A 16,809-nucleotide genomic window follows, 5' to 3' on the forward strand; every position below is an offset into this window, starting at 1 on the left:
TCCTCTACAGGAGTTTGCAGAACATAATGAATCGAGAGCTTAAGCCCAAGACTCATCCGCAAGTACAGTCAGCGTTGGCTGCTGTATCAGTTCTAAATTTTTAAGTGGCTGATCATTAATCTGTAAATCAGCATCTAAATCTAATAAAGGAATCACAACGAAATCTCGTTGTAGAATGCCTATGTGCGGCACAGTTAAGCGCTCATTGTGAATTTTTTCATTGCCATAAATAAGCAAATCCAGATCTAAGGTTCGCTCACCCCAACGACGAAGCCGTACACGACCAGCTTCTTGCTCAAAACGTTGTAAATGATCCAGTAAATCTAAGGGCGCAAGATCGGTAATTAATTTTGCAACTGCATTTAAATAATTTGGCTGATCTTGAGGTCCCATAGGCGGACTTTGATAAAGTCTAGAGACTTTAACCATTCCTAACGTCTTAAGCTTAGCAATGGCTTCAGATAAAATTTGACGTGAATCGCCTAAATTACTTCCTAAACCAATATAAGTGGTTATTGTCATTGCGTTGGCCCAAAGACGACTTGGCTTAAATCACGTTGTACCCGCTTACGTTTTAAAATTGGATGATCACCCATCACGCCTGCTTCAGAAGTAATCGCTTTTTCAACAAATCGGCCAACTGCCTGATCTTGTCTAGTACGTTCTTTTTTCCCACGGCGAGTGCGTGGTTCCGGAATATCAACCAAAGGTTCAATTTCGGTGTCAACTTTATTATTTTCAATAGGATCAGCAGCAGCTTTACGACGGTTTCTAGCTTTCTGACGATTATATTGGCTAATCGCAGCTTCTTTTTCGTCATTTGACATTTCTTGGTAGGCTTCCCACCAGCTTCCCATTCCTTGTGTTGTGTCATCACCTGACTTTTCACGAAGTAATAAGAAGTCAAAACCTGCACGGAAACGAGCATGTCCAGCCAATGCTTCTATTTGCTGTGGTTTTGGATTGAGCAAACGGGTCTGCATTTCCCAAACTTCACGAATAAAAGTTTCTGCAAAGCGAGGAATAACTGTGCGTGTTGCTTGACGTTTTAAGACATCTAAACCAGCCTGCGCACGGGCTTCAGCCGGCACAATACCTTTAGATAAATAAAACTCACAACGCTCTAAAAATGGTTGCCACAATAACACTGCATAGAAAAATGCTGGGTTAATTGTTTTCCCAACCTGAATACGTTGATCTGTATTTTTTGCTGCTCTTAAAATAAATGGAGTGAGGTTAGGCTGAATATCTGCAAAGAGTTGCTTCCAGACACCAAACTCAATCAACATTGGCAAAACACGCGCCAAATGCCCCATTGTGAACAGCTTCTGAGATTCATCGTATAAACGATGCGGAGAGACATCACGCAGCAATTGCGTCATTTCAGCATCAAAGATATCGAGAATATTTGAATCAATTTTGAAATTTAACTTGGCTGCAAAACGTAGAGTTCGCAGCATACGCACTGGGTCTTCTTCGAAGCGCTGTGCAGGATCGCCCAATAAACGTAGAGTTTTATTTTTTACATCGTCAATTGCTTTGCAGAAATCGAGCACAATACTCTTACGCGGTTGGTAATATAGCGTATTGATTGAAAAGTCACGTCGAGCAAAGTCTTGTTCGATAGTCCCCCAATTATTGTCACGTAAAATCATGCCTGAGGCACTAGTGACTGCTTTTTTAGGAGGGGCACGGAATGTAGCAACTTCAATAAGCTCACGCCCTGAATAGACATGTGCCAATTCAAATCGACGACCAATGATTCGGCAACGTCTGCCAAAAACTTCTTTAATTTGAGAAGGTGTCGCATTGGTCACTGCATCGAAATCTTTAGGATTAAACCCTAGCATTAAATCACGGACACCACCCCCAACAATATAAGCTTCATAGCCAGCTTTAGTCAGGCTATCGATCACATCTAAAATCGAAGAAGGAAGTTGGGCTGTGGACAAACCACATTTTGACGCTCGCAAGGTTTGCAAAAGACGCTGTCTCCTACGTCAGGACGTAAATAACAAGTTGTCGCTAATCATAGCTCTAACGCACACAAAGGGCAATTTGATTCTCTGTAGTTTGCGCATGAAATGACAATTGACAAACAGATGATTTATAAAGTCAAACGTGCTTTATTCTTTTCAAAAATGGCTGGACCAATGCCCTTTACGTTTTTAAATTCATCAATATTTTTAAAGCCACCATTCTTTTGACGGTATTCTACAATCGCTTGAGCCTTTTTCTCACCAATACCTTTTAGCTTTTGAAGCTCATCAATATTGGCTTGATTCAAGTGAACTTGTCCCGAAGAGTCAGTTATAACTGAGCTTTTGGGAACGCTAGAATGCGAGGAGTGTTGCATGCTCAACTTCTGATCATACATCTGCTGTTTAGCCTTCCACTCCTTAAAATTTTGATCAAAAGATTGAGCCTGAACAAAGGTTGAAGAAATCAGGCTCCAAAATAAAACAATAAAAATATAAGACTTACTCTTCCAAAGATTCATGCTGAGATGCATGTGTTTTTTCCCCTAATCTTAACTGCCGCTTTGCCTGATTCCACAATTCATCCATTTCAGACAAGGTCATATCTTCTAATGTTCTTTGCTGTTTTCGTGCTTGATCTTCAATAAAAGCAAAACGACTTCTAAATTTATGTATTGTTGATAAAAGTGATGTTTCACTTGAAATCGCAAGTTTACGTCCTACATTGACTAATGAAAACAGGCAATCTCCAAATTCATCTTGAATTTCATCAATATTTTGATTTTTTAGTGCTTGCTTAAACTCATCTAGCTCTTCTTCTAGTTTTCCATAAGCATCTTCTACGGTTTCAAAGTCAAACCCAACTTTTGCGACATTTTCTTGAATTTCTTGTGCCTGCAATAGAGCTGGTCCATGCTTAATTTCGTCCAACCTTGATTGCGGCTTGCCTTGTTTTTCTTGCTGTTTAATTTGTTTCCAAAGCTCACTTACTTGCTCTGGCGTTAAATTATTAAATTGATCTGCCTGAAAAACATGTGGATGGCGGCGAATTAACTTTTCACTTATTGCCTCAACCACATCTTGAAAGTTAAAAGCAGCTTGCTCACTAAACATTTGTGATTGAAATACGACTTGTAATAACAAATCGCCTAGCTCATTTCTGATTTCATCGATATTACCCTGACGAACAGCAGCCTCAACTTCATATGCTTCTTCAATCGCATATTTAGTCAGTGACATTGGGGTTTGTTGTTGATCCCACGGACATTTTTCTCGTAACTCTTGCATGATTTTAAGCAATTTATCCATGGTAATCCTCAAGTTTAAAAAGTCGGTCAGTAAAACTAAGATTTTAATTTGTTATGATCAAAATCACAGCGATTAAATCAGTCGCACTATTGTACTGACAAAGAGAAAAAAGATGAGATACAGTATTCTGATTAGTGGTGCCGCTCAAGGTATTGGGGCTGAAATTGCACGCGTATTCTACAAACAAGGATATAAAGTAGGCATTTATGATATTAATGAATCGCTTGCTCAAGAATTAGCAAACGACTTAGGGCCAAATGCCCGTGCCGGCTATCTAGATGTAAGTGATTACGACCAATGGCAACACATATTAAAAGAATTTACTGAATGGGCTGGCGAACTCAACATCTTAGTAAATAATGCCGGTATTTTATATTCTGGTGCATTTGAAACAACTGATATTAAAGCTCACCAAAGAACAATAAATATTAATGTAAACGGTGTCATCAATGGCTGTCATGCTGCCCTACCTTATTTAAAGCAAGCGTCTTTTGCACGTGTTATCAATCTATCTTCAGCTTCTGCAATTTATGGGCAAGCTGACCTTATTTCTTACTCAGCCAGTAAATTTGCTGTTCGCGGAATTACTGAAGGTTTAGATGTGGAATGGAAAAAATATGGTATTCGCGTTTTAGATGTGATGCCGCTGTTTGTGCAAACTGCAATGGTTAACAATATGGATGCAGGTACAATTCAAAATATGGGGATAGATTTAACTCCAAATGATATTGCTCAGCAGGTGCTTACACTTGTAGAGAAAAAGGCTCATTTCTGGACGCCTACTCACACTCCAGTTGGCATAAAAACCAAACTGCTTTACCAACTCTCGACTTTAAGCCCTCAGTTTTTAAACCGACTTACTAACATTTATTTATCGAGAAAATAATCCAATATAAAAAAGGCTGTCATTTGACAGCCTTTTTACTCAATTTATTTAAACACCTTGGATCATGCGTCGCGCACTAATAATTCCAGGCTGTTGCTCTAAGCGAGCCAATAAGCGAGAAAGCTGTGCTAAACCCTTAACCTCAATGAGCAACTTCATATTGGCAATACCATCTGCCTCAGAAATTGTATTGACCTGACGAATATTGATTTGGTCAGAGAAAATCACTTGAGTTAAGTCTTTAAGCAGACCACGACGATCATACGCTTCCACCACAATTTGAACGCTTTGACCACGTGTTGGCTGCATTTCCCAATCGGCTTCAACAGCACGCTCTGGTTCTTGCTTAATCATACGTTGGTAGTCTGAACAAATGACTTTGTGGATGCTAACACCACGGTTCAAAGTAATATATCCAGCGATTGACTCACCATGTACGGGCTGACAGCACTGTGCGATGTGCAGCTCTACATTGTCTAAACCATCAATTAAGATTCCATGAGCCGACAATGTATGGCTAGCACGTGGATTTAATGCTGGTTTAAGCACTAGTTCAGGTTCATCCTGATCTAGATGCATTTGACGGTTCACCTGATTAATCAAGGCATGTAAGCTAATATCACCGCTTACTAAACTCACTAAAATGTCATCACCCGTTTTCACGTTAAAATGTGATGAGTAATCATTTAGGTCGATACTTTTTGGGTGAATCGCTAGACGAGCTAACTCTTTATTAAGAAGTTCACGGCCAACTTCAAGATTTTTACTACGATCTTGCTGTCTAAACCAATGACGCAGCTTGTCACGAGCACGAGAGGTTTTAATATAACCTAAAGAATTGACCAACCAATCTCGGTTTGGATCACGATCTTTTTTAGTTAAAATCTCAACCTGCTCACCAGTTTTTAAAGTATAGGTAAGTGGCACATAACGCTGGTTAACTCGCGCTGCATAACACTTGTTGCCTACTTCCGTATGGACATGGTAAGCAAAATCTAAAACTGTTGAACCACGTGGCAATTCCTTAATATCACCATCACGACTAAAAACGTAAATCTTCTCAAAGCCTTCAAAGTCTTGTAACTGTTCAAAGCCTTCTGTTTCATCTTCGTTTTGATGTACCGTCGTTTCATTGCGCTCTTGATAGTGTTCTAAAACAGCACGCAATGAATGCAAACGATGATTAAAGGAATGGTCAGTATTCTTTGAACCTTCTTTATAGTTAAAGTGCGAACATACGCCTAACTCTGCTTCGTCATGCATCTCATGAGTACGAATTTGTACTTCAAGCGATTTATTCTCGGCAATTACAGCAGTATGCAAAGAGCGATAACCATTTGCTTTCGGGTTGGTAATATAGTCATCAAACTGATGCGGAATATGACGCCAGATTTGATGAACAATACCCAAAGAGTGGTAACACTCAGGAACACTATTGACTAATACACGTAAGGCACGAATATCATAAAGCTGATCAAAACTTAGGTTTTTGCTTTTCATTTTTCGATAAATCGAATAAATGTGCTTCGCTCGACCTGTGATTTCTGACTCGATTCCGTAAGACGCTAACTCATTTTTTAAACGATCAATCACGAACTGAATATAATGCTCACGCTCTAAACGTTTTTCATTCAGTAATGACGCAATTTCTTTATAACGATCTGGCGCTAAATAGCGAAAAGCGAGATCTTCAAGTTCCCATTTAAGCTGAGCAATACCGAGTCGATGCGCCAATGGCGAATAAATAGTAAGAATTTCACGTGCTACACGTTCTTGACGTTCACGAGATGAATTTGCTAGTTCTCGTAAAGAATAGGTACGTTCAGCAAGTTTAATTAAAACAACACGAACATCTTCGGTAACCGAAATCAGCATTTTATAAATGCCACTTAAATGTTCTCGTTGATTATTATTAAAATGATCTTCTAACCGTTTATTTTTCTCAATGAGTTCCGAGAGCTTACCCATTGCCAAAGTGCCTTTGACAAGGTTATAGACCTGCTCCCCAAATTTCTGTTTTACTTCTTCTATATCAGTAATGTCTTCACGCACACTACGATAGAGCATTGCTGCCGATAGAGTATCTTCATCTACATGGAGATGCGCCAGAATGTCAGCCATTCCAACGCCTGTAGCGAAAGTATTTGAACGATGATTAACCGTTGAGTCCAACTCTTTTTGCAGGGTTAAATGAGCAACCTGCTCAAGCTGTTCAAGCTTCGCCCCGTCTAATATTTCACGCACCCGATCCAACCATGAGGCTAAACCGATTTGCGTTTCGGCGGCATGCTCTACAGTCGTTTCCTCGGACAACTCAGTTAGTTGTTCAGGTAACTGTTCACGTACTGTGACCATACCATTCTCCTCACTATGTAACTCATGTTTTTAATCGTTTATCTCTTGAATTTTTTCAAATAGTGCAATGGATTCAACATGTTCTGTGTGCGTAAACATGTCCATCACAGCTGCTTTTTTTAACTGGTAACCATATTGGACCAAAACACCCGCATCCCTTGCCAGTGTAGCTGGATTACATGATACATAAACGATTCTTTTTGCTCCAAAATTTGATACATACTGCATAATTTCATATGCACCAGCACGAGGAGGATCAATCAATAATGCATCAAATCCTTGATTTGCCCAAGAATGATGCGAAAAATCTTTTGTTAAATCTTGTGAAAAGAAGGTTGCTTGCACCAAACTATTGCATTTTGCATTAGCTGTTGCCCGTTGCACCATTTCTTCACTCCCTTCCACACCGACAACCTGACCACTCTCACCAACACATCGTGCTAACGGGAGTGAGAAATTGCCTAAACCGCAAAATAGATCAAGTACCTTTTCACCTGGTTGCAATTGAAGCAATTCACATGCCAATTGAACCATTTGTTCATTTACTGTGGCATTGACCTGAGTAAAATCCAATGGCGAAAAAGCAAAATTTACATCAAACCGCTCTAAGGCATAGTGTAAACGTAAAGCACCTTTTTCATCATCAATACGATGAATACTTTCAGGCCCCTTAGGCTGCAAATACAACTGCCACCCTTTGTCTAACGCAAATTGCTTTAATTGGTTGACATCAGAATTGTTTAATTTTTCTACATGACGAACCAACAAAGAAATTTCATGATCACCTTTTGCTAATTCTACATGACCTATATGCGCTTTGCCTTTTAGACTTTGGAGTAAAGTACGCAGCTCAGGCAAGCTATCTGATAGTTTTTTATCCAAAACACTACAAGTGTGGATAGAAGTTAGCCGATTACTATGATGTTCACGAAACCCCATAATTAAGCGATCTGGCTTTGGCAGATAGCGCACCCCTATTCGAGCACGACGACGATAATCTGTTTGTAAAGATCGAATTGGCTCAAGCCACTGTTCAGGCTGAATTCCTGCAAAATGTTGTAAATGCGATTGGAGCACACTTTGCTTTAACCGGATTTGTTCATCAGGATGGATATGCTGCATGCTACAGCCACCGCAAATACCATAATGAGGACAAATTGCATCTATGCGATGAGTTGAAGGCTCTCCTAATAACTGCACCATCTCAGCTTCTTCAAGACGCTTTGCTTGATGGGTAATCTGAGCCTTTACAGTTTCTCCAGGCAATGCATAGCGAATAAAAACTTTCTTGCCATGCTTATCTGCTGGATGATCAGGATGAGAACCATAATGCGCAATTCCTCGCCCCTCATGAGAAAGTGTTTCAACTTGAAAAATATATTCAGGTTGTTGAGGCTTGCGAGATTTGGCTTGTTGTTTCAAAGAATGAACCTAAAAATCTGAAGGATTAAAATAGTGAGAAGTAAATTCAGTATGTTTCGAAGTACGTTCCCATACTTCAAGAAAGTCAGACTGCTGCGGCATAGTCTGTAAATATTCAATACTCGAGCTAATCCAGTGGTTATGTTCATCTACGCTCAACTGGCCTTTTAGTACGAGCCAACGCAAATAAATAAACCATGTATTGAGTACATCCCCTTCACAATAGCTAGTCAATTTTAACCACTGTTGATTACGAACATATTCAGGCACATGATAACCCGATTCACCGCGTTTACCCGGCAAACCTAAAATACAGGCAATATCATCAAGCTTTTGAAAATTACGCCCATTAAACATTGCCATCACGTCCATTAAATCAATGTGGCGATGGTGATAACGGTTTTGGTAATTATTAAAACGCTTCTGGCTATCAATCTCACCTTGATCAAACAAGCCCGGTGCAGAAAGCCCATGATACATCGCGCGAAACAGAATAACGGGTAAATCAAATTGTGAGCCGTTCCAACTCACTAAAGTCGGATGACGCTTATCAAAAATTGACAAGAACTTTTGCAAAATCTCAGCTTCAGAATATTGTTCACGACTAAAAGAAAACAATCTAAAACCAGACTCATCAATCCATAGACCAGAAATACAAACAATTTCATGCAAAGGTAAGCGCTGAAAATCCATGCCTGATTCTTGACGACGGAGTTTCGTCAATGCTTGCTCTACATCAGCCTCTGGTAAATCAAGATGATATAAATGCGCTCCCGCTTTTAAATCAGTTAAAGTTTCAATATCAAAAACTAAGGTAGGGAAACGCATTATTTCTCTCAATTATGAGTTATCGTCCTGTACTGAAAACAATCCTGTAGACAAGTAGCGATCGCCACGGTCACAGATAATGCAAACAATAACAGCATCTGGATTTTCTTCTGCAATCTTAATAGATGCCCATACCGCACCGCCTGAAGATGTACCTGCACTAATGCCTTCCATCCGCGCTAATTTACGCATGGTCTTTTCAGCATCAATTTGTGGAATATCAATGGTACGATCCACACGGCTACTATCAAAAATAGTAGGTAAATATTCTTTCGGCCAACGGCGAATACCAGCAATGCTTGAGCCATCTGCTGGTTGCAAACCAATAATTTGAATATCTGGGTTTTGTTCTTTTAAATATTTAGAAACACCCATGATGGTACCAGTCGTACCCATTGAGCTTACAAAATGGGTGATTTTTCCACCTGTTTGTTTCCAAATTTCAGGACCAGTCGTTAAATAATGAGCTTCAACATTGTCAGGGTTACCAAACTGATTTAAAACGTGCCCCTTACCTTCTTTTTCCATTTGCAAGGCTAAATCACGAGCACCTTCCATACCTTGCTGCGGTGTTACTTCAATCAGCTCTGCGCCATAAGCCAGCATCGCATCTTTACGCTCCTGACTCATGTTGTTCGGCATAATAAGTTTCATTTTATAGCCACGCATTGCAGCAACCATTGCCAAAGCAATACCTGTGTTCCCACTGGTTGCCTCAATCAAGGTATCGCCTGGCTTAATTTGACCACGTTTTTCTGCCTGCATAATCATGTTATATGCAGGACGGTCTTTTACAGAACCTGCCGGATTATTACCTTCTAATTTTGCTAAAACCGTCGCTTGCGTATGAGAAGCTAATCGCTGCAAACGAACTAGAGGCGTCTTACCTACATAGTGATCTAACAAAAATTCGTCGGCTAAAAAGTCAGGTTGTGTATTACTCATGATCAATACCTATATCGAGGTGCGCCTATTGTATGAAAAAATGCTCGCTACTGCACCCATTTCAATATGCTTTTTCATGAAAGCGATTAAAGCTCGGTCATTTATAAAATGCCGTCTGTTTTAAAATAAAGCGTGATAAGATGCCGTACAGAGAGATAAATCTGATGTAGCCATGTCTAATTTCAATAAAACCTTATCGAAACGCTTACGTCTGAATCATGCATATGGGCAATTGATTGCTCTAATTTTTGTGCCGATTATGATTTTAACAGGGGTCGGTGCTTTTCTGGTTTTAACTGAAACGTCACATTCGGTAAAACAACAACAGCTACATCACGCCTCAGCAATTTTAGCTCGCTACAATCAAATTGCGAAAGATTTATATACGCTAGTCGAATTAGAGCCCGATGAATACGATCATGCTCAGCACATTATGCAAAGCATGTTTAGCGAAAAAAATCTTAAACGCGCGGTATTAATTGATAACAATGGACAGACTTATTTAAGCATTGGTTATCGTGATAATCGTTATTGGCCTAGCTTTCCTAGTAATAATAGTTTTTTCGGCCCTATCTCTTATAACCACAACAATATTTATGGACTGCAAATTAGCAATAAAGCAGGAAAAGCCCCAGTTTGGTTAATGATTGAAATGGATAACCAGCCTCTAGAGTTGGCACGTTATCGCATTATGATTGCCCTCGTCATTACTGGATTAATGACCTTATTATTACTTTTACTGTGCTTGAATTTTTACTCTCGTCGTTGGATTGCGCCGATGTATGAAATTCGCATGCAGTTACAACGCCTAAATGCAGATACTTTAGATCAGCACCTAGTTATTAACAGTACTGGGGAGCTACGCTTACTACAGCGTGATATTGCAAATGTTGTTAAGCGATTACACTTTAGCTTTTTAGAATTAAAAGAACACACTGAACAAACAGAAGAAGACTTACGCAGAACACTAGATACCTTAGAAGTCCAAAACATTACTTATCGTCAAGCACGTGACCAAGCGATTTCATCAAACCAAGCGAAGTCAGTTTTCTTGGCAAATATTAGTCATGAGCTTCGAACACCTCTAAACAGTATTGATGGCTTTATTCATTTATTGCTTCGTCAACAAAATTTAAATAATGAGCAAAATCTTTATTTGCAAACCATTCGCAAGTCATCTGCCCATTTATTGGCATTAATTAACGATGTATTAGATTTCTCGAAAATTGATGCAGGTAAATTAGAACTTGAAACAGCACCTTTTGATTTAGAAGAAGCCATCTTTGATGTCATGGATATGCTATCTCCATTGGCTGCTCAAAAACATATCGCCATGGCTTTTTACTATGCGGACAACATTCCACAAGAAGTGATTGGCGATGCTTTACGCTTCAAGCAAATTCTGACCAACTTAATTTCTAATGCGATCAAGTTCACTCCAGATGGCGAAATTATTGTTCGTGTTCGTATGGAACATGATGATATTGGGCAATGTCTGCTTCATTTCAGTGTTCAAGATAGTGGTATTGGTTTAAGTGGCACAGACCGTAAAAAACTATTTGAATCATTCTCGCAAGGTGATGCCTCAGTTACACGTCAATTTGGTGGTACAGGTTTAGGTTTAGCTATTTCTAAACAGCTTGTTCATCTCATGCACGGTCAAATTGGTTTTGAAGATAACCAAGAACGTGCTCCAACAGAAAAAGGCTCGACTTTCTGGTTTACCGCACAATTTGTGGTAGATGAAGATTACGAAATCGAACACCCGCACTTTGAGCATTTACAAGTGGTGTCGTATCTTGCTCATCCTGCTACAGCAAGTGTTTTACGTTACTACCTTGAAAACTACCATGTTCCTCATATCGAAACACAATCGATTCTGGACTTGTTTAGCCGTTTAAAACATCTTGATCAGAAAGATAATACATGGCTCATTGTTGACCATAGCGGCGACACTGAAGCGTTATTAAAAGAAATCCGTAGCCGTTATCAAGGCAATTTAGCCGTCTATGGCTATCAAATGACGCTTGAGCCAAACATGCTCAATGAATACCGTGCTCGCCCTCTCTATCAACCATTAAGTCGAAGCGGACTCATTCAATTATTAAATGATCAACCTATTTTTGAAGAGGAACAACAAGACTTTAATGGTCAGGGTCTACACATTCTGGCAGTGGATGACCATCTTCCTAACTTAATTGTTTTAGAAGCCTTACTCGGTGAACTTAACGTTAAAACAACTAAAGCACTCAGTGGCCAAGAAGCTCTTAACCTGATCCAAGAACGAATTGACCAGAAACTTAAACCATTTGATTTAGTGTTTATGGACATTCAAATGCCTGTCATGTCAGGCATTGATACCACTCGTGCTATTCGTTCTTTAGAGTCGACACTAGACGGAGAAATGCAACTTCCAATTATTGCACTCACCGCCCACGCACTTGCCGATGAAAAGCAAAAACTCCTTAAAGTAGGCATGAATGACTATGTCACCAAGCCAATTCAAATGGAACAAATCATCCAGATCTTAACGCAATGGACTAAAAACAACTTTACAGCAAAAGCCTTAGATAAAGACCATCATTTAGTCGCAGAAGCTTTAGATCCACAAATTTTAAACTGGCAACAAAGTTTGCAGCTTGCAGCAAATAAAGAAGACTTAGCGCAAGATTTACTTAAAATGTTAGTTGATAGTTTTCCAACTGAGCTAGATGAAATGCAGCAGCTCATTGAGCTTGAAGACTTCCCTCAACTTGAACATGTTTTACATCGCCTCTATGGTGCTACTCGCTATGTAGGCACCCCAAAACTACAACAAGTGACTGGTGACTTTGAGCAATTTATTTCAACGCTGCGCAAGGAACGCCGTATAGCAGATGAAGGTTTCATTGAAGAAGTGATGCAGCGCTTTAATGAACTAGGTCTTGTCGTTAAAGAGGTAGAAAGTGCAGCCCATCAAATTTTGGTGATTCCTGACTAACATCTCTATCAAAGAGGCATGACTGGGCTGTCATGTTTCCAAATTACAGCCATGTTATGCTCCGTTCATCTATAAAAAAAGAAGCGGGAATCTCATGGCACTCTTACGTATTGAAAAAAATAATGGCATCGCAACGGTATATTTAAACCGTCCAGACAAACGCAATGCAATGAGTTTTGCCTTATTAAAAGAGTTAGTTTCAACTGCAAGAGCAATTAAAAAGGATAGAGATATTCGCTGTGTTATTTTGACAGGCGAAGGAAATGTGTTTAGTGCTGGAATTGATTTATCCGACCTAAACAATCCGAAAAACTCTGCTTTTGCCATTTGGGAACTTGTAAAACCCGGACAAAGTCTTTTTCAAAAAGCATTTCTGACTTGGCAGAATTTACCTGTCCCAGTTATTGCTGCATTAGAAGGATATTGTTTCGGCGCGGGTATGCAACTTGCGTTGGCTTCCGACATTCGAATTTCTCATCCAGAAACAAAAATGTCAATTATGGAAAGCCGTTGGGGTTTAGTTCCTGATATGGGGCTTACTCGCTCATTAAAAGGTTTAATTAGCGTTGACCTTGCAAAAGAACTCACCTTAACTGCCCGTGTTTTTGACGGGAATTATGCAAAAGAAATCGGTCTTGTGACTCATTTAAGTGACTCACCTCTAGAGAGAGCAAATGAGATTGCAGCTGAAATGTTACAACGCTCACCTGATGCCCTCACAGCAGCAAAACGTGTACTAGATGCAATGGAGCATCAACCAGAAAAATCATTACGTCTAGAAAAAATCTGGCAACTTAAATTATTACTTGGTAAAAATAGCAAACTTGCTCGTAAAAAAGACAAACATCCGGAAGTTAATTTTTTACCACGCCAATATAAATAAGAGCTTAGATGATGAATTTTGATCGTAATACCCCTATTGCTTTTTTAGGTATGGGGCTTATGGGAAGTCGGATGACAACCCGCCTTATTCAAGCCGGCTTTCAAGTTGCGGTTTGGAATCGAACCTTCTCTGCATGTGAAGAACTGATTGATATCGGCGCCCAACCTTTAGAACTTTCAAATATTGGTGATTATCCTATTATTTTAATCTGTCTGGCAGATGATAAAGCCGTAGAGGCAGTATTTGAAAAAATTCAGCCTAACTTAAAAGCTGAACAAGTTATTGTAGATTTCTCAAGCTTATCTGTTGCTGCAACAAAAACGCTTGCTCAAGCAGCTGCCACACATGACGTTATTTGGATTGATTCACCTGTATCAGGCGGAACAGCTGGAGCAGAACAAGGCACACTTGTCATTTTTGCAGGCGGTGATGCTCAAACGATTACGGAACTAACGCCTGTTTATAATATTCTATCTCAACGCGTAACTCGAATGGGCGATACAGGAACTGGCCAAGCTACCAAAATTTGTAATCAACTGATTGTTGCAGCCAACAGTGCCCTGATTGCAGAGGCTGTCGCGCTTGCAGACCGAGCTGGTGTAGATACGACTTTACTCGCTCCAGCTTTAGCAGGCGGATTTGCGGACTCGAAACCCTTTCAAATTCTAACTCCACGTATGGCAACTCATACATTTGAGCCAGTTCAGTGGAAAGTTCAAACATTATCTAAGGATCTTAATAACGCAGTAACATTGGCTAACAATGTTAATTTAGACATCCCAGTTGCACAAAAAGCTCTATTACAGCTACAAACTCACCAAAAAAATGGCTTTGCTGAGAAAGATTTAGCTACTATGATTCAATTAGTAGAGCAAAAATAAACGGAGTTTGAGTATGGGTCGTCTTGCAGTCAATTTATCCATGATTTTTACCGAAGTTCCTTTAATTGAACGCTTCGCTCTGGCCCATGCACAGGGCTTTGAATATGTAGAAATTCAATTCCCTTATGAATTAACTATTGCAGATATTCAAACTCAACTCGAACGCTATAATCTTAGTCTCTGTCTAATTAATGTGCCGGCGGGTGACCTTATGCAAGGCGGAAATGGTTTAGCAGGCATTCCCGGCCAAGAAATAGCTTTCCATGAGGCATTAGAGTTAGCCATTAGCTATGCCACAGCTTTAAAGGTTCCTCGTGTTAATATTCTAGCGGGCAAGCAACCGCTTGATGCTGATTTACTGCCTTGTTTAAAAACCTTAGCAGCTAATTTAAAACTTGCGTGCAACTTACTCAGTGAACACGATATAGAACCCGTTTTTGAAATGATTAACGGTACAGATATGCCCCGCTTTTTAGTACAAAATATTGCGCAGGCACAAGAAATGCTAGAAGCGGTCAACGACCCTACTCTAAAAATGCAATATGACTGCTATCATATGGCAATGATGGGCGAAGACGTTCTTGAGGGTTTACAAGAGAATATTAACTCAATTGGACACATTCAATTTGCGGACTGTCCGGGCCGTCATGAGCCAGATACAGCTGAAATTCCTTATGAACAAATTTTTTCTTGGTTAAAACAAAGTTCTTATCAAAACTATATTGCAGCAGAATATAAGCCTGAAAATACTTCAAATCAGTCATTTACATGGAAGAAAAAGTATTTTTCGGATGATGTAAATATATAAACTGTTACGAGTTTTGTTTGAAATTTAGCGCGAAAACCACTATATTAGATAGTGAGTAATTGTCAGGAAAATATACCCTATATGAATTTAGAACCATCGCCCAGCGTGTCTAATTCTCACGATTTCGCAATGAATACCTCAAATAAAGACGTACAAACTTGTCTCAAAGTCGTCCACGACGCTTTAGTTGATGTAAAAGCAAAAGATATTCTCCAGTTAGATGTTAGCTCAATTAGCAATGTCGCTGATGCTATTGTAATTGCGAGCGGTACTTCTACTCGTCATGTGAAAGCACTTGCAGACAATGTTGCAGAAGAAGCTCGAAAAGCCGGTTTCCGCCCGATTGGCGTTGAAGGTGAACGAGATGCAGAATGGATCTTAATTGATCTCGGCTTTGTTGTAGTACATGTGATGCTACCAACAGCTCGTAAATTTTATGATTTAGAAAGCTTATGGCGTACCGCTCCAGAGTCGGTTGCTTAAAATTTTGCTTTTAAAAAAAGCGGCTCTTTTGAGCCGCTTTTTTATTTACTAAACAAAGATTTTAACCATTTCAAATATCCCATCACCTCCCCCACAAACACCAATCATCACTTACAACCAAATTTGACATGACAAATTGTCAGATTTACAGCACTATATATTTTCTGAAAGTTCTCACCAATAAATAGCATAACCGGAGTACAGAAAGTGAAGATATTAATTACAGGCGCCAATACGGGCATTGGCTTTGCCACAGCAGAACAACTCGTTAAACAAGGGCAACATGTCATTCTAGCGTGCCGAAATCCACAAAAAGCCCAAGATGCGCAGAACAAACTACTTTCACTTAATCAAGGCCAAGTCGATTTAGTTTCCCTCGACTTAAACAGCCTTGAGTTAACCCAAAAAGCAGCAGATGAAATTGCTGATCGCTATGGCAGCCTTGACGTACTCATTAATAATGCAGGCTTATTTGCCAAAACCAAACAATTGACCCATGAAGGCTTTGAACAACAATTTGGGGTTAACTATTTAGGTCATTTTTTACTTACTCAAAAATTACTTCCAGTTTTAAAACAATCTCCAAAAGCTCGTATTATTCATCTTGCATCTATTGCTCACTGGGTGGGCTCAATTAAACCCAACAAGTTTCGTGCAGAAGGTTTTTACAATCCTCTGTTCTATTATGGGCAATCGAAGCTTGCAAATTTATTATTCAGCAATGCATTAGCAGAACAGCTATCTGGAAGTACAATTACTAATAATGCATTACACCCCGGCGGTGTTGCTTCCGATATTTATCGTGACTTACCAAAACCGGTTTATGCAGCAATGAAATTAGGATTAGTGCCAACCTCAGTTCCAGCAAATCTCATTACAGAAATGGCAACTGGAGATGCATGGCAAAATCGTAATGGCGAATATGTCAGCGCACATATGCCAGACTGGAAATCATCACATGCCAAAAATCAGCAACTGGCACGCGACCTCTATCAACAATCTCTAAACCTCGTAGAAAAATTTCTTTAAACAAATAAGCCAAATAAAAAAA

Annotated in this window: 15 protein-coding genes; 7 read left to right on the forward strand and 8 right to left on the reverse strand. The window is 39.6% G+C overall.

Translation table 11 applies throughout. The annotated features are described in order from the left end of the window. Positions 1-39 precede the first annotated feature (39 nt). From folK to mazG, 4 genes are all read right to left on the reverse strand, one after another. Positions 40-522, reverse strand: a complete 483-nt coding sequence (folK, locus tag K6I41_RS16175) for a 2-amino-4-hydroxy-6-hydroxymethyldihydropteridine diphosphokinase (protein WP_005302406.1) — start codon at positions 520-522, stop codon at positions 40-42. Further along, positions 519-1,982 carry a polynucleotide adenylyltransferase PcnB gene (pcnB, locus tag K6I41_RS16180; RefSeq protein WP_250374779.1) on the reverse strand — a complete coding sequence of 488 codons (1,464 nt, stop codon included), beginning with the start codon at positions 1,980-1,982 and terminating at the stop codon, positions 519-521. The genes folK and pcnB overlap by 4 nt, the downstream gene beginning before the upstream one ends. A gap of 125 nt (positions 1,983-2,107) precedes the next feature. Further along, complete coding sequence (locus K6I41_RS16185) at positions 2,108-2,512, reverse strand: ComEA family DNA-binding protein (protein WP_250374780.1); 405 nt, start codon at positions 2,510-2,512, stop codon at positions 2,108-2,110. Continuing rightward, positions 2,481-3,287 carry a nucleoside triphosphate pyrophosphohydrolase gene (gene mazG / locus K6I41_RS16190; protein WP_192835852.1) on the reverse strand — a complete coding sequence of 269 codons (807 nt, stop codon included), beginning with the start codon at positions 3,285-3,287 and terminating at the stop codon, positions 2,481-2,483. The genes K6I41_RS16185 and mazG overlap by 32 nt, the downstream gene beginning before the upstream one ends. A gap of 112 nt (positions 3,288-3,399) precedes the next feature. On the opposite strand from mazG, the gene K6I41_RS16195 reads away from it, so the two are divergent. Further along, on the forward strand, positions 3,400-4,173 hold the full coding sequence (locus K6I41_RS16195; RefSeq protein ID WP_107880761.1) for an SDR family oxidoreductase: 774 nt from the start codon (positions 3,400-3,402) through the stop codon (positions 4,171-4,173). Between the two features lie 48 nt (positions 4,174-4,221). Here K6I41_RS16195 and K6I41_RS16200 read toward each other — a convergent pair whose 3' ends face one another. Genes K6I41_RS16200 through cysM form a run of 4 tightly spaced genes read right to left on the reverse strand, consistent with a single transcriptional unit; the run spans position 4,222 to position 9,723 of the window. After that, on the reverse strand, positions 4,222-6,528 hold the full coding sequence (locus tag K6I41_RS16200; RefSeq protein ID WP_005302395.1) for a RelA/SpoT family protein: 2,307 nt from the start codon (positions 6,526-6,528) through the stop codon (positions 4,222-4,224). A 30-nt stretch (positions 6,529-6,558) separates the two neighbouring features. Next, positions 6,559-7,950, reverse strand: coding sequence for a 23S rRNA (uracil(1939)-C(5))-methyltransferase RlmD (rlmD, locus tag K6I41_RS16205; protein WP_199987989.1), 1,392 nt, complete (start codon positions 7,948-7,950; stop codon positions 6,559-6,561). A gap of 9 nt (positions 7,951-7,959) precedes the next feature. Further along, positions 7,960-8,778: a 3'-5' exonuclease gene (locus K6I41_RS16210; RefSeq protein ID WP_005302389.1), complete on the reverse strand. Its 819-nt coding sequence runs from the start codon at positions 8,776-8,778 to the stop codon at positions 7,960-7,962. A gap of 12 nt (positions 8,779-8,790) precedes the next feature. After that, entirely contained in the window at positions 8,791-9,723 is a 933-nt protein-coding gene (gene cysM, locus K6I41_RS16215; protein WP_005302386.1) for a cysteine synthase CysM, read from the reverse strand. A gap of 172 nt (positions 9,724-9,895) precedes the next feature. Here cysM and K6I41_RS16220 point away from each other — a divergent pair, with 172 nt between their 5' ends. The 6 genes from K6I41_RS16220 to K6I41_RS16245 all read left to right on the forward strand — a co-directional run bounded on the left by K6I41_RS16220 (position 9,896) and on the right by K6I41_RS16245 (position 16,787). Continuing rightward, on the forward strand, positions 9,896-12,703 hold the full coding sequence (locus tag K6I41_RS16220) for a GacS-like sensor histidine kinase (RefSeq protein ID WP_250374781.1): 2,808 nt from the start codon (positions 9,896-9,898) through the stop codon (positions 12,701-12,703). Positions 12,704-12,797: 94 nt separating this feature from the next. Further along, positions 12,798-13,586 (forward strand): crotonase/enoyl-CoA hydratase family protein, encoded by a 789-nt coding sequence (locus tag K6I41_RS16225; RefSeq protein WP_250374782.1) that lies wholly within the window; start codon positions 12,798-12,800, stop codon positions 13,584-13,586. Positions 13,587-13,597: 11 nt separating this feature from the next. Continuing rightward, complete coding sequence (locus tag K6I41_RS16230) at positions 13,598-14,467, forward strand: NAD(P)-dependent oxidoreductase (RefSeq protein ID WP_250375802.1); 870 nt, start codon at positions 13,598-13,600, stop codon at positions 14,465-14,467. Positions 14,468-14,480: 13 nt separating this feature from the next. Then, positions 14,481-15,275, forward strand: a complete 795-nt coding sequence (locus K6I41_RS16235; protein WP_004794584.1) for a hydroxypyruvate isomerase family protein — start codon at positions 14,481-14,483, stop codon at positions 15,273-15,275. Between the two features lie 81 nt (positions 15,276-15,356). After that, complete coding sequence (gene rsfS / locus K6I41_RS16240) at positions 15,357-15,758, forward strand: ribosome silencing factor (RefSeq protein ID WP_004794586.1); 402 nt, start codon at positions 15,357-15,359, stop codon at positions 15,756-15,758. A 207-nt stretch (positions 15,759-15,965) separates the two neighbouring features. Next, positions 15,966-16,787, forward strand: a complete 822-nt coding sequence (locus tag K6I41_RS16245) for an SDR family NAD(P)-dependent oxidoreductase (RefSeq protein WP_013198942.1) — start codon at positions 15,966-15,968, stop codon at positions 16,785-16,787. Positions 16,788-16,809 lie beyond the last annotated feature (22 nt).

This window comes from Acinetobacter sp. AS23, from assembly GCF_023612055.1.
GTDB lineage: Bacteria > Pseudomonadota > Gammaproteobacteria > Pseudomonadales > Moraxellaceae > Acinetobacter > Acinetobacter oleivorans.

Excerpts from the sequence above, each read along its gene's own strand:
- folK (WP_005302406.1), bottom strand. The coding sequence starts at position 522 with ATGACAATAACCACTTATATTGGTTTAGGAAGTAATTTAGGCGATTCA.
- K6I41_RS16185 (WP_250374780.1), bottom strand. The coding sequence starts at position 2,512 with ATGCATCTCAGCATGAATCTTTGGAAGAGTAAGTCTTATATTTTTATT.
- mazG (WP_192835852.1), bottom strand. The coding sequence starts at position 3,287 with ATGGATAAATTGCTTAAAATCATGCAAGAGTTACGAGAAAAATGTCCG.
- K6I41_RS16195 (WP_107880761.1), top strand. The coding sequence starts at position 3,400 with ATGAGATACAGTATTCTGATTAGTGGTGCCGCTCAAGGTATTGGGGCT.
- K6I41_RS16200 (WP_005302395.1), bottom strand. The coding sequence starts at position 6,528 with ATGGTCACAGTACGTGAACAGTTACCTGAACAACTAACTGAGTTGTCC.
- K6I41_RS16210 (WP_005302389.1), bottom strand. The coding sequence starts at position 8,778 with ATGCGTTTCCCTACCTTAGTTTTTGATATTGAAACTTTAACTGATTTA.
- cysM (WP_005302386.1), bottom strand. The coding sequence starts at position 9,723 with ATGAGTAATACACAACCTGACTTTTTAGCCGACGAATTTTTGTTAGAT.
- K6I41_RS16220 (WP_250374781.1), top strand. The coding sequence starts at position 9,896 with ATGTCTAATTTCAATAAAACCTTATCGAAACGCTTACGTCTGAATCAT.
- K6I41_RS16225 (WP_250374782.1), top strand. The coding sequence starts at position 12,798 with ATGGCACTCTTACGTATTGAAAAAAATAATGGCATCGCAACGGTATAT.
- K6I41_RS16230 (WP_250375802.1), top strand. The coding sequence starts at position 13,598 with ATGAATTTTGATCGTAATACCCCTATTGCTTTTTTAGGTATGGGGCTT.
- K6I41_RS16235 (WP_004794584.1), top strand. The coding sequence starts at position 14,481 with ATGGGTCGTCTTGCAGTCAATTTATCCATGATTTTTACCGAAGTTCCT.
- rsfS (WP_004794586.1), top strand. The coding sequence starts at position 15,357 with ATGAATTTAGAACCATCGCCCAGCGTGTCTAATTCTCACGATTTCGCA.